At 38.6% G+C, this 13411-nt stretch carries 10 protein-coding genes; 3 read left to right on the forward strand and 7 right to left on the reverse strand.

Features of this window, described 5'->3' with window-relative positions:
* From bshC to AC1DPQ_RS04300, 7 genes are all read right to left on the reverse strand, one after another.
* The coding region (gene bshC / locus AC1DPQ_RS04270) for a bacillithiol biosynthesis cysteine-adding enzyme BshC (protein ID WP_477608088.1) at window positions 1–1560 on the reverse strand (1560 nt) is incomplete at its 3' end.
* A 69-nt stretch (window positions 1561–1629) separates the two neighbouring features.
* Complete coding sequence (locus AC1DPQ_RS04275) at window positions 1630–3474, reverse strand: alpha-L-fucosidase (protein WP_477608090.1); 1845 nt, start codon at window positions 3472–3474, stop codon at window positions 1630–1632.
* Between the two features lie 366 nt (window positions 3475–3840).
* Window positions 3841–5742, reverse strand: a complete 1902-nt coding sequence (locus AC1DPQ_RS04280; protein WP_477608091.1) for a DEAD/DEAH box helicase — start codon at window positions 5740–5742, stop codon at window positions 3841–3843.
* A 324-nt stretch (window positions 5743–6066) separates the two neighbouring features.
* Window positions 6067–6924, reverse strand: a complete 858-nt coding sequence (locus AC1DPQ_RS04285; RefSeq protein ID WP_477608093.1) for a carboxylesterase family protein — start codon at window positions 6922–6924, stop codon at window positions 6067–6069.
* A 33-nt stretch (window positions 6925–6957) separates the two neighbouring features.
* On the reverse strand, window positions 6958–7050 hold the full coding sequence (locus AC1DPQ_RS04290; RefSeq protein WP_477585776.1) for a hypothetical protein: 93 nt from the start codon (window positions 7048–7050) through the stop codon (window positions 6958–6960).
* Between the two features lie 178 nt (window positions 7051–7228).
* Entirely contained in the window at window positions 7229–7591 is a 363-nt protein-coding gene (locus AC1DPQ_RS04295; RefSeq protein WP_477585778.1) for a hypothetical protein, read from the reverse strand.
* A gap of 271 nt (window positions 7592–7862) precedes the next feature.
* The gene (locus AC1DPQ_RS04300; RefSeq protein WP_477608095.1) at window positions 7863–8330 is read right to left on the reverse strand and encodes a DUF4293 domain-containing protein; all 468 of its coding nucleotides are present in this window, start codon (window positions 8328–8330) and stop codon (window positions 7863–7865) included.
* A gap of 353 nt (window positions 8331–8683) precedes the next feature.
* Between AC1DPQ_RS04300 and AC1DPQ_RS04305 the strand changes: the two genes are divergently transcribed.
* From AC1DPQ_RS04305 to AC1DPQ_RS04315, 3 genes are all read left to right on the forward strand, one after another.
* Complete coding sequence (locus AC1DPQ_RS04305; protein WP_477584669.1) at window positions 8684–11173, forward strand: prolyl oligopeptidase family serine peptidase; 2490 nt, start codon at window positions 8684–8686, stop codon at window positions 11171–11173.
* A 71-nt stretch (window positions 11174–11244) separates the two neighbouring features.
* Window positions 11245–11997, forward strand: a complete 753-nt coding sequence (gene truA, locus AC1DPQ_RS04310; RefSeq protein ID WP_477584670.1) for a tRNA pseudouridine(38-40) synthase TruA — start codon at window positions 11245–11247, stop codon at window positions 11995–11997.
* Between the two features lie 88 nt (window positions 11998–12085).
* Window positions 12086–13411, forward strand: a 1326-nt coding sequence (locus AC1DPQ_RS04315; RefSeq protein WP_477608097.1) for an ABC transporter ATP-binding protein, incomplete at its 3' end; no start/stop codon positions are given.

The raw sequence follows: 13411 nt of genomic DNA on the forward strand, positions 1-13411 counted from the left end.
TCCCAGTGGTTCGAAGTTTTCTATGCATGAGGAAAGAAAATCTTCTCCATAATTTACATACATGGGTGCAATATTTAAGGTTCTTTCCTGAAGTGCTCCATTCGGGAAAAGTCTTTTCTTTACATTATCAATCTGCAGCAATGCCGTTTCATGTTTCCTTTTCTCTGCGCGGAATAGTTTCTTCTCCAGGTTAGCCAATAAATGATTGGTCCGCTGTTTTGCTGTATCTGTTGATACGGAAAGCGTTTTATCTATTTTATAGGCATTTAGCTTAATTTGATCGAAAATGCTGTTAATGGCCCTGGTTTCATCAGCCAAGCTCAATTGGGCAGTTGTATTTCGCTTTACCCAAATGTTTTTTAACGCTTCAACTGGTAAAAATATATCTTCTAAAGAAAAACCTAAGTGGTATAAATTCTGCGCACTGCGTTTATCAATCAATAAAGCTGAGTTACGAAGCAATAAAACTGGGAAATCAACTTTATAAAAGTCGAAATTTGCCCTTAACTGCATCCAGTAAGCTACTTCTGCACCACCACCTATATAAGCAATGTTTGGCAAAATCACTTCCTGGTACATGGGCCGCATTACCACATTCGGACTAAAACGCTCGGGATGTGATTCGATTTCGGCTTTTAGTTCCGCTTCCGTAAAACTAATGTCTGTATGATTTACAATGTATTTTCCTTTTTCGAAGATCAAACGCTCACGCAGATTGTCGATAAGGTAAAAGAAGTTAATATCACGGCCATTCACCTGTGTTTTATAGCCTAAATCCTCCAGGTTTTTCGAACTTTCGTCGATATTTTTTGCACTATTATGCTGAATAATATCTTCGGTAATGATATTCGCGAATTGTTTTTTTAGTTGTGCATCATCCGCATTTACAATCACCAGACCATATTTCTCGAATAAGTTATTCACCAAAAACCTGGTGGCGTCGGCTAAATTATCGTGTTGCAAATAGGCCTGTTCTACCAATTTGGCAATTCGTTTTCCGTTTTTAGAGATCCCGAGGTATCCTTTATAAGCCGTTACCGCTGCGGCAACGGTTTTGGTGCTTAGTCTTCCGGTGGCGCCGTTGGTTTGCTGTATCCAGCTAATGTTCTTTTCATCAACACTTACATGGTTAATTTCATCAAAATCGTGATCCTCTGTTGCCATCCAATAAACCGGAACAAAATTTTTATCGGGATGTGCCATTTTTAACTCGATGGCTAAATTAATGGTGGTTACAATTTTGTAAATAAAATAAAGTGGACCAGTAAATAAATTCAATTGGTGGCCCGTTGTAACCGTAAAGGTGTTCGCTGAACCTAAAAGTTCTATGTTTTTGGTAACCGATTTATTGGGCTGTAAATGCTGGTATTGATCTTGTAAAACCTTAACTAAAGTTTCTCTATTGCCTAAAAAATTTCTATGCTCAATTGCTTTGGCTAAACCCTCCATATCAGGACGATAGCTATAAAAAGCTTTAAGCTGATTTTCGTCGTTAATATAATCTAAAACCAGTTTTGAAAATGATCCGGTTTCCTGATATGAGATATATTTTGCCTGCATGATGTGCGAAAGTAATGCAATTTAAGGATAATCGTAAAGTCGCGCCACTATTTTACAATTGTTAAATAATTAGAGGTTGCTTTCAATCGCGCCAACTTTTTCGCGGTACAAATCAATCGGGCTATCTAAAAGTACTGCAATTACGGTTAATTCGGGATCTAGTTTATCTTTGGGTACCGGAATGTAAACAATGCCCGGTATTTTGCTCCAATACAGTTTGTTATAAATTTCGTGCGGTAGCATGGTACCTTCACCCACAATCCTGATCCTGCTGATGTTGTTTTTTAAACCTTTAATGGCAATTGGCCCGGTTGGCGTGCCTTCTACAAATAAGTAAAGGGTTTGTTTATCTGCAGAAAGTGCCGTATTGCCTTGGTAATGTCCAGACGGAATTCCGCCCGTTGTTTTGTATAGCGCTTCTGCGTTTTTAATTACCCAATTGCTAATCTTTTGATCTGCGCTTTTAATTCCAGGGTTAAAGTCTAAGCCATCAGCAGGTAAACCGGTATTTTGAAATACATTTGTACCCGCATTTAAGTTAATGGTCAGCCTGTTTAGATTTAAGTTGGTCAAACCCCGTTGTTTGGGCGCAGCATATAAGTCTGCGAGCGAAAGGGTTTCCTGTTTGTCTTCATCGAGCTGAATAGGGCCGTTTAATGATACTTTTAGAACGGTTACATCGCTGTCAAAATCGGCATCTTTTAAATTAAGCAGATAATCTGTTTCATTTAGCTTAATTGTATATGGCTGAGCTTTGCTACCAACTACTTCAATCTTGTTTATTTTTGATTTTATACCTGATAGTAAAATCCCGTTTTTGGTTTTATAATCGAGATACAGGTACAATACATCTTTGTTTTTGGATAAGGTAGTTTTACCGATAATATGCCCATCTGGAATCCCGGCCTGTGTACCATAAATGGCCTCTGCGTGTTTCTGGGTCCAGCGGCCTAAATCCTTTAAAATTTTAACCTGCTCTGACGCAATGGTTCCATCTGCTTTTGGTCCAATATCAAGCAATAAGTTACCGCCCATGCTAATACAATCAACCAGCGTGCGGATGATCATGTTTGATGATTTATAATGATTGTCATAAGGCTGATAGCCCCACGAATCATTCATGGTGTAACAAAGTTCCCATTCTGGTGAGTTTGGTTTTACAACGGGAACACCTTGCTCCGGTGTATCGTAATCGCCATGCCCGTTTAAGCGAGAGTTGATAATGATGTTCTGATTTACCTTGCGTAAATTTGTCAATATGTTTTTGGCCTGCCATTCTTCTCCACTATGCTCCCAATCGCCATCAAACCATACCAGATCAGGATTATATTTGGCCGAAAGTTCGTTTAACTGCCCTTGAAAATAATTTTGGAATTTTTTAAAGCGTGGTGTATCCTGTTTATAATCATAACGTTTCCTGTCGCGGGTAAAACCATCATAATCCGGGTAGCTCCAATCAGGTAGAGAAAAATATAACCCTGTTTTAAGACCCGATTTTTTAAGTTCGGCCACAAATGGAGTGATTAAATCTTTTTTGGCAGCACTATTTTTTAGTGTGGTAGTGGCTAAGGGAGCTTTACTATCCCAAAGGGCAATACCATCATGGTGTTTTGTGGTAATTACGGCATATTTGGCGCCACTTTCTTTAATCAGGTTTACCCATTCTTCTGGTTTGTACTTTGCAGCGGTAAAACCATCAAGCTGTTTCATGTAAGCATCATGATTGATGTAGTTGTTAAAAAACGACCACGATTCGGAAATACCATTAACCGAATAAATACCCCAATGGATGAAAATACCCAGTTTGGCATCAGCAAACCACTGCATTTTTTGATCAGAAACCTTTTGTTGGGCAGAAAGTTTACTGCTGATGAATAGTGAAAATAAAACGATGAAAAACTTTAAATAACGCATGATCGTGTTTAGTATATCTAAACGTTAAATATAATGTTTTATAGCTGTTTTTAAACAAAAATTGGGTGTGAAGTCAGATGTTACCATCTGACTGGAGATTGATTTAGTAAGAAAAGTCAGATGGTAACATCTGACATCACATATATATAGAATGATCGTCATCTCGATCCGATAGCTATCGGATGTAGTGTAGTCCCGAACTTTCGCGCGAGAGAGCTGCTGTAGATTTAGTTTCGCTGAGCACTACCTGGTTCTCGGCTGCGTTGCACTTCGCTCGAAATGACGATCCTCAAAACAACAAAATTTACCCATAAAAAAAGCCGCTCTGAATAATCAGAACGGCTGTAAAATATTTGGTTTAGTGATTTACCATTTTTTTCTGCGTTCGCCACTGCCACCTTCACGGTTTCCGCCTTCTCTGCGTGGACCTCCAGTGTTACCACCTTTGTCGTCACGGCTACGTCCAGAGAAATCTCTGAAACCGCCACCGCTGTTTCCACCTTCACGTCTTCCACTACCACCGCCAGATTTTCTGTCGCCGCCGCCACGATAACCGCCGCCACCGCCGCTTCTGCGTTCACCGCCACCGCTACGTCTTTCGCCACCACCGCGTCTTTCACCTGCGCCTTCACCACGACCACCGTCTCCGCTTTTCTCGATGCGTACCTGACGACCGTTAAACTCAACAGATTTAAAGCCTTCAAAAACTTTGTCAGCTACGTCGTCTTCCACTTCAAAGAAAGAGAAAACACCTTTTAAATCGATTTTACCAACGCTTTTGCCACCAATTTTACCGTTGTTACAGATAAATGATAACATATCGCCACGGGTAAACTCATCTACAGAACCTAAGTTGATGAACAAACGGGTGTAACCTTCGCTACCACGTCCACGTCCGGCACCTCTTTCGCCTCTGTCTGCACCGCGGTCGTCGCCAACTGCAGCATTTAAGTCAGGTGCTTTAGAGTAGTAATCCAAGAAACGGTTAAATTCTAATGAAGCAAAACGTTTAATTACATCTTCTTTTGATAAATCAGCAAATTCATCCATAATACGTGGAATGTACTGATCAATCTGTTCGTTGTTAACTTCTACATTGTGTACTTTATGTACCAAAGAGAACAATTGTTTTTCACAAACATCAAATCCTGTAGGAAGCTCAGCTTTGGTAAATTGTTTACCAATAATGCGTTCTAACTGACGGATTTTTCCAACTTCTTTAGAGTTGATGATACAGATAGAGATACCAGTTTTACCAGCACGGCCTGTACGGCCAGAACGGTGGGTATAACTTTCAATTTCGTCAGGTAAAGAATAGTTGATTACGTGTGTTACATTGTTTACATCGATACCACGTGCGGCAACATCAGTAGCAATTAACAACTGCATGTTACGCTCACGGAAACGTTGCATTACTTTATCACGTTGTTGTTGCGATAAATCGCCGTGCAAGGCATCAGCATTGTAACCATCTTTAATTAAGTGCTCGGCAACATCTTGTGTATCCAATTTGGTTTTACAAAATACTACGGCAAAAATTTCAGGGTTAAAATCTACAATACGTTTTAAGGCAGCGTATTTATCACGTGCACGAACAATATAATATTCGTGTTCGATGTTTACATTACCTGTATTTTTTGTGCCCATGGTTAATTCAACAGGGTTGTCCATATAGTTTTTAGCTATACGGCGAACTTCTGCAGGCATGGTAGCCGAGAATAACCAGGTTTTTTTGTCATCAGGAGTAGTTGATAAAATGTCGTTAATGTCGTCCTGGAAACCCATGTTCAACATCTCGTCAGCTTCATCAAGCACAACATATTTAACTGAAGAAAAATCAATGGCTTTACGGCCAATGATGTCCAACATACGGCCGGGCGTGGCCACTACGATCTGAACGCCTTGGCGTATTTCGCGTAGTTGTTGCATAATGTTCGCGCCACCATAAACGGCAACAACGTGGGCATTAGCAACGTTTTTAGAAAAGTTTTTAAGGTCGTTAGCGATTTGCAAGCATAACTCACGGGTAGGGCATAAAATCAATGCCTGTGGTTTATTAACTTTAAAATCGATTAGTTCTAACAGCGGCAAACCAAATGCGGCTGTTTTTCCTGTTCCTGTTTGGGCCAAACCAACAAAATCATTAGTGCCTTCTAACAGTACAGGAATACTTTGCTCCTGAATAGGTGTTGGAGTTTCAAATCCAAGATCCTTTACGGCATTAACGACGTCATCACTTATCCCCAATAATTGAAATGGGTTTGTCATTCGTCTTTTTATTTTTAATTGAGCCGCAAAGGTAAGGTTAATATTTCGTATTTCACAGATAATCAAGTAAATAGTTTTTTAAGCTAAATATTTGAAAATAAGGAAGTAACAGTAGATGTAAGATGGATGATGGAAAAGGTAGGGTGTAGAAGGTTTAAATTGAGGTCGTGATTGCAACAAGAACACGTGTTTTTTGTTTGGAAAGCGGCTGCAGTTGTGCTTAGGTTACCTCAGTCCCGTTTTCTGTTTCAATCTTTTTCAAACCTTTCAGGTTTTAAAAAGGATTTTCACGYCAACCGGGTTTAGGTTGCTGGGGTAAAGCAGCTATTTATGTTTGTATTTAAACAGCCAATGGGGCAGTTCGTCAGTTAAAATTGCGGGAGCGAAAATATCGTTGTGGGCCAGACTGTCGAATTCCCAAAACCTGGTTCTGTTGTTGTATTTTACCTCTTCAAAAAACTTTTCATCACTATTAAAAGGGTTTTCGGTATCCATATTTCCGTGAATCAACCAAATTGGAATGTTCGTGAGTGTTTTTACTTTGTCGAATTGCGGTATGCCAGAAATGCTTATGCCTGCGGCAAATAAATCTGGTTTTAACGATAAGGCATTGATCACAGAAGAAGCCCCCATCGAAAAACCGATCAGATAAATCCTATTCACATCAATATTTAAATTGCTTTTTAAGCTATCAATCAGCTGTAATGCGGTTGTTAAACACGGCTGTGGTACAGAGGTAAGTAGATTTCTGCTTTGGTCCATCACGTAATTTGATGATCGCGAAGGGAACTGGGGTGCCAAAACAAAAGCTGGGTATTTTGCCTGTATTTCATCCGTAGCAAATAGTTTTGCCAAAATACCCAGCTGGCTGCTATTGTCGTTTCCAACCGCGTTTGATCCATGAAATACAATTACCAGTGGAAGTTTTCTGTTTGTACTTTTTGGTTTTAATAAACGGTATACAATTGGTGTACCACCAGCGCCTTTGAATGACCCTTTTGTAAAAACATCGGTATTTAAACCTTTTATTTCGGCTATTCTCTGTTTAAGGTAAATAGAATCAACACTTTTTTCGATTTTGGCTTTTTCAAAAGTATGGATGCTTTTGTTGCATGATAAGATTCCGCAAAGCAAAACCACTAAACAGATATAGTTAACCGCATGATTTATTTTAATGTGCATAGAGAGAGGTAATTTTCTGTTAAAATTAAAGAATTAGCGCAAGCTTTCAGCCGAGCGTATCAATCTTTCATCCTTGTTAATGCCGAAGATGGCAAGAATCAAAAATAAAATAATGAGTGTGGGCATAAAAGTTACACCAAAATGCAAAACCGGCAATTAGTAATGATGGTCAGCATTGTAATCCTCTTTTGAGCGCTTCTACTTTTAAAGTTGAAAATGTTTGCAAAGCAGATTAGTGCCAAAAAATATTTAAAATTAATATTAGATAAATAGTTTTAATCAAACTATTTTGTTTTTTGAGTCGTTAACGGGCCATAATCAGTGCGGTTTCTAAATAGGCCAGGGTATCCTGAGCTGTCAATTTGGAAACTATATCATCTGCAATATCGTTAAATGTAATCCCCAATTGTTTTGAAGTGGCTCCGCGTTTTAGCAAAAAAACTGTTCTCGAAAATGAAAATTTATCGTAATCCCCACGGGCAACCCTTACTTCCTGTGTAATAAAGTTGTATCCATTCTGAGTTGGGATAGGAGTTATTGGAGCCCGGTATTTAAAAATCTGATCAATGAGTTGATTGTTGGTTAACACGGTTTTTGGAGAGTAGAACAAAATTAAATCTCCGTCTTTTACTACTGTATAGTTTACATTTCCGTCAATTGTTGCCACATCATTAGTTGAAAAAACCAGACTGCTACCATCTGCAACCTAGTGATCTGGTAAAATAAAGATGCTTTCGTTTTTAATAAACTGCTTAATTATATTTTGATCTTTTATTTCACCGTTCGCCGTAAATAAACGTGTTTCCGATTTTTTAACCAGATTTTCTGTTTGTAGCATTAATGGGAAATTTATTTCAGATTTGCTTCCGCCTTTTTTGCACGAAAAGAGTAAACAGATAAAAAGAACGGTAAATGTATTTCTGTAAGTCATAAGCGAATTATCTTAACCTTTCGGCCGAGCGGATTAATCTTTCATCTTTATTGATGCCGAAAATGCCAAGTACAACGAATAAAATAGCTAAGGCAGGCAAATATGCTCCAACACCAAAACTAGCACCTTCAATACCGCCAGGTAGTTTTTTAGCATAAACACTGCACCAAAAAGCAAAACCTCCAATTAGTATGATCGAAATAACGGCAATACGTTTTTGAAAACTTCTTTTTTTATAGTTGAAAATATTCATTAAACAAATAAATGCAACAGCGATATTGGTGATAATTAAAGGTAGAAAAGATTGAACTTTAAGACTTATGCCTGCTTTAATGGTTAAAGTTTGGTATAGCCCGGTGGTATATACCGCTGATTCTGTTCCTGCAACATCTTTTGTGGCGATAGGTAAAAACAACATTAAAACTAAGGTTAATGCTGCTAAAAAAAGCCAGATCGATTGTATTCTTTGTATCATGTCAATTTAAAATAATAAACAATTATAGGGATTCTATTTCAACCTTGAAAAAACATTCTTCCTGCTAATCGGAGATTTTGTTAAAAACACTAAGTTTTAATACATTTGATTTTCCATCCAAACCATAACAGATTTAATGCTTTTCTCAGTTAAGCAGTTACCCACGGTATTACTGCTTTAAAGAAATACATTTTTAACTGGAATACTTAGCGACTGGTTAAAAAATGATGAAAAATTTATACAGGTTGTCACGTTGAGCCTGTCGAAATGCCTTTAAAGCTTATCCTTCGACAAGCTCAGGATGACAAGTAAAATATAAAAACGAAATTAAACAGTTTGTTAATAAAACGTTTATGCTGAAAAACTTACTTTTTCTAATTCTCCTACTTGCTGCAACAAACACCTTTGCGCAAGATACCCTTAAATTTGAGCAGGCATTAACGGTAGCCAGTGGTAGCCGCTATGGCCGCGAAGCCGTTTATACCGATTTACTGGCCTGGCAAATGGCGAATGGAAAATTACAGAGTCCCACCGAAAATGGGGCATTTTCTGAAGGAAAAGATGGCCAAAAAATATTGTGGAAAGCAATTAAAGCAGATGCTAATGGCCGTTTTAGTGCATTCTCCAGAAGATCTTTTCAGGCTACAAATAATCCTTTCCTGAATCCAGGTAGCATAGATAGAGGTTCTGATTATATCTACATTACTTATACTTCCCCAAAAGAACAAACCGCAATTTTAAATGTAGTTGGAGGCAATAGTTTGTTTTTCAATGGTACCCCACATATGGGCGATCCCTATGCATCGGCTTATATGAATATTCCGGTTCAATTAAAAAAAGGTGTAAACGAGCTTTTTGTAAGAGGTGCCAGCATATTGCCAATGATCATTATTAATGCTAAAAAGTTAATCATCCATACAGACGACGTTACTTTACCGAGTATTGTGCTCAATCAGGCAAATGGTGTACTAAAAGGGGCATTAACGGTAAGTAATTCTTCTTTGAAAGATGTTAATGATTTGCAAATCAAAACTGTTTTAAATGGTAAACAGCAGGAAGTGGCCATTTCGCGTATCGCCAAACTGAGCATGAGGAAGGTGATTTTTGAGTTAGATGCAAGTACCATAACCACACCAGGTAATTATAATCTCGAAATACAACTCTTACAGAACAAAACAAATGTAGATCAGAAAACGATTGTAATTGAAGCTTTAGCAAATTCATCAAGCTATAAACAGACTTTTATCAGTAAAATTGATGGCAGCTTGCAGTATTTCGCAGTTACCCCGCAACTTAACGGCTGGAAACCAAATTCAGCATTATTTCTGTCGGTCCACGGTGCAGGTGTTGAAGCCATTGGTCAGGCTAAAGCCTATAAATCTAAAGATTGGGGAACGGTAGTTGCTGCCACTAACCGCAGGCCACGTGGTTTTAATTGGGAAGATTGGGGTAGACAGGATGCTTTAGAAGTGCTGGCGTTGGCAAAGGATCAGTTTAAACCGAACGATAAACAGATTTACCTCACCGGCCATTCTATGGGTGGACATGGTACCTGGTTTTTAGGCGCCACTTATCCCGATAAATGGGCTGCTATTGCGCCTGCCGCAGGTTATGCTTCGCTTAAAGATTACGGTTCTGCCGATGGGAAAATCCCTGATAGTAGTAAAAATATGGTCGAAAGGATGTTGTTAAGAGCTGGCAACCAGAGCGATGTTCCGAAATTAGTGACTAATTATACACCATTGGGCGTTTATGTTTTGCATGGCGATGCGGATAGGGTAGTGCCTGTTAGTTATGCAAGGCAAATGAAGAAATTGCTTGCTGGTTTTCATGCCGATTTTAGTTATTATGAATATCCAGGTGGCGAGCACTGGTTCGGTGATCAAAGTGTAGATTGGCCACCTATTTTTAGTTTTTTTAAGTGGCATACTATTGCTGCCGATTCTGCTGTAAACCGCATCGATTTTACCACATCCAGTCCCGGAATTTCGTCTACTTATCGCTGGGCTACTATTTATCAGCAAACGCAGCCTTTACAATATAGTCGCATCATTTTAACAAGAGACAGGAAGCTATCAACCATTGTTGGTAAAACCGAGAACGTTGCGCTTTTAAAATTGGCTTTAACAGATTATGTTGCAAAAACACCCATAAAAATTACTTTAGATAGTTTAACAGTTATTAATTATACCACACAAAGCGTTAACGATACCCTGTTTTTAGAGAAAAATAACGATGCGTGGCAAATCATCACCAAAATTGACAAAAGAGATAAAAATCCGTTACGATATGGCACATTTAAAGAAGCTTTTAATCATAAAATGGTTTTTGTGGTAGGAACAAACGGTTCTGCCGAAGTCAATCTGGCTAATTTAAATAAAGCCAAATACGATGCTGAAAGCTGGTATTACCGGGGCAATGGAGCTATTGATATCATTATGGATAAAGAATTTTCAGCATCAAAATACCAGGGGCGTAATATTATTTTATATGGAAACTCCGAAAATAATACAGCCTGGAATAAATTACTTAAAGATTGTCCTATACAAGTAAGCAATTCGCAAATAACCACGAAACAACATGTGTTGAAAGGCGATGATTTAGCCGCATATTACATTTGGCCTCAGCACGACAATAAACTATTGATAGGCGTAGTGGCCAGTACTGGAGTAAAAGGGATGAAAGCGGCTTATGCCAACCAGTATTTTGCTGGAGGTAGTGGTTTCCCTGATTTTATGATTTTTTCATCTGAGTTACCAAAAGAAGGAAGCAAAGGCATTAAGCTGGCCGGTTTTTACGATAATAAGTGGCAGTTTGACGAGAAAAATACCGCTAAGCCTTAGTTATGGCTACTTATAATAAATGTAGAACGCTTTCCTTCTAAATAAAAGGAAAAAAGTATTTTTGCATCGCTTTGAGTAAAAAAAGGTACTTCATCCAATTGGCTTATGATGGCAGCTTATACCATGGCTGGCAAACACAACCTAATGCAATTACCGTTCAGGAATTGTTAGATAAGGCTATGTCTGTTTTTTTTAGACAGCCCATCGAAACGTTGGGCTGTGGAAGAACGGATGCAGGCGTGCATGCTACTGATTTTTATGCGCATTTTGATGTTGAAAGTGTAGAAGAGGCAAAGGTTTTAAGTGGGGTAACCGGTATTAATGCCATGCTGCCTTATCAAATTGCAGCAAAACGGATTATACCGGTACATGATGATGCCCATGCCCGCTTCGATGCCACTGCCCGTGCTTATAAATATTACCTTCACTTCGAAAAGAATCCTTTTAAACTTAACCGATCGTGGTTGGTTAAAGATAAACTGGATGTGGAAGCAATGAACGAGGCAGCGGCACTGTTATTAAACTATACCGATTTTTCGTGTTTTAGTAAATCAAACACGCAAACTTTTACCAATAACTGTAAAATAAGCAAAGCCGTTTTCGAGCGACAGGAAGATGGATTGGTTTTTACCATTCAGGCCGACCGTTTTCTACGCAACATGGTAAGAGCCATTATGGGTACTTTGGTACAGATCGGTAAAAAAGAAATAAATTTAACAGATTTTAAAGCAATAATAGAAAGTAAAAACCGCAGTAAGGCCGGGCAATCGGTGCCTGCCTGCGGTTTGTATTTAGTGAAGATAGAATACGATTATATAAAATGATTGAATGAGAGAGGGATTGAATGAGGGAATGAAAAAGTATCTATAACATTCAATAATTCGAAATTCTTTCATTCAAAACTAAAAAAAAATGGCAGTTACAGGCGACGTATACAACACCGGATTACTGAAACGTATTTTTCAATATGTAAAGCCTTACCGTGCCGTTTTTGTGTGGTCGGTTATTTTAACCATTCTGCTTGCGGCCATTTCTCCGGTCCGTCCGTTTTTAATTAAGTATACACTCGATCATTATATTTTAACCGGAAATTATTCTGGTCTGGTGAATATGACCATGTTGATGATCTTTATGTTGATCTTACAAACTTTGATTCAATATAACCACACGCTTTTAACCAATACATTAGGTCAATCGGTTATCCGCGATCTTCGGATCAATGTTTTTAACCACATTACAAAACTCCGCCTAAAATTCTTCGATAAAACGCCCATCGGACAATTAATTACCAGAACGGTTTCCGATTTGGAAACCATTGCCGATATCTTTTCGGAAGGTTTAATCTCGATGATAGGCGATAGTTTGCAGGTGGTAGTGATTGTGTGCGTCATGTTATATACCGATTGGCAATTGAGTTTAGTGGTGCTCTTGCCCATTCCATTGTTGATTATTGCTACCCGGAAATTTCAGAAAGCGATTAAAGTGGCTTTTCAGGAAATTAGAAATGAGGTTTCTAACCTGAATACTTTTTTGCAGGAACACATTACGGGTGTATCTATTGTGCAGTATTTTGCCAGGGAGAAACAGGAATACAGAAAATTCTACGCCATTAACAAGCGCTATCGTGATGCCAATATCCGTTCTAACTGGTATTATTCTATCTTTTTTCCGGTGGTGGAGTTAATCTCGGCCATGTCGTTGGGTTTGTTGGTGTGGTACGGCGCAAAAAGTATTCTTTCCAAACCGTTGGATGTAACGCCTGGAACCATCACACAGTTTATTATGTACCTGGGTATGGTATTTACACCGATCCGCCAGTTGGCCGATAAGTTTAATACGCTGCAGATGGGAATGGTAGGTGCCGAACGTGTTTTTAAAGTTTTAGATACTGATGAAACTACGCCAAATACGGGGAGACAAAAGCCAACCAAATTAGACGGAAATATTAAATTCGAAAAGGTTTGGTTTGCCTATAACGACGAAAACTATGTGCTGAAAGATCTTACATTCGAAGTGAAGGCTGGCGAAACTGTGGCCTTGGTGGGGGCAACGGGTGCTGGTAAATCTTCCACAATTAATATCCTGAACCGTTTTTATGAAGTAAAAAAGGGAGATATCACCGTAGATGGCATTCATATCGAAGATTTTGATCTGGATTACTTAAGGAGCAATATTGCTACTGTACTTCAGGATGTTTTCTTGTTTTCGGATACCATTTTAAACAACATTACACTAAAT

The organism is Pedobacter sp. 01T416_2 (assembly GCF_056398925.1).

Coding starts and splice junctions, on each gene's coding strand:
- AC1DPQ_RS04280 (WP_477608091.1), bottom strand. CDS start 5,742: ATGACAAACCCATTTCAATTATTGGGGATAAGTGATGACGTCGTTAAT.
- AC1DPQ_RS04285 (WP_477608093.1), bottom strand. CDS start 6,924: ATGCACATTAAAATAAATCATGCGGTTAACTATATCTGTTTAGTGGTT.
- AC1DPQ_RS04300 (WP_477608095.1), bottom strand. CDS start 8,330: ATGATACAAAGAATACAATCGATCTGGCTTTTTTTAGCAGCATTAACC.
- AC1DPQ_RS04275 (WP_477608090.1), bottom strand. CDS start 3,474: ATGCGTTATTTAAAGTTTTTCATCGTTTTATTTTCACTATTCATCAGC.
- AC1DPQ_RS04305 (WP_477584669.1), top strand. CDS start 8,684: ATGCTGAAAAACTTACTTTTTCTAATTCTCCTACTTGCTGCAACAAAC.
- AC1DPQ_RS04290 (WP_477585776.1), bottom strand. CDS start 7,050: ATGCCCACACTCATTATTTTATTTTTGATTCTTGCCATCTTCGGCATT.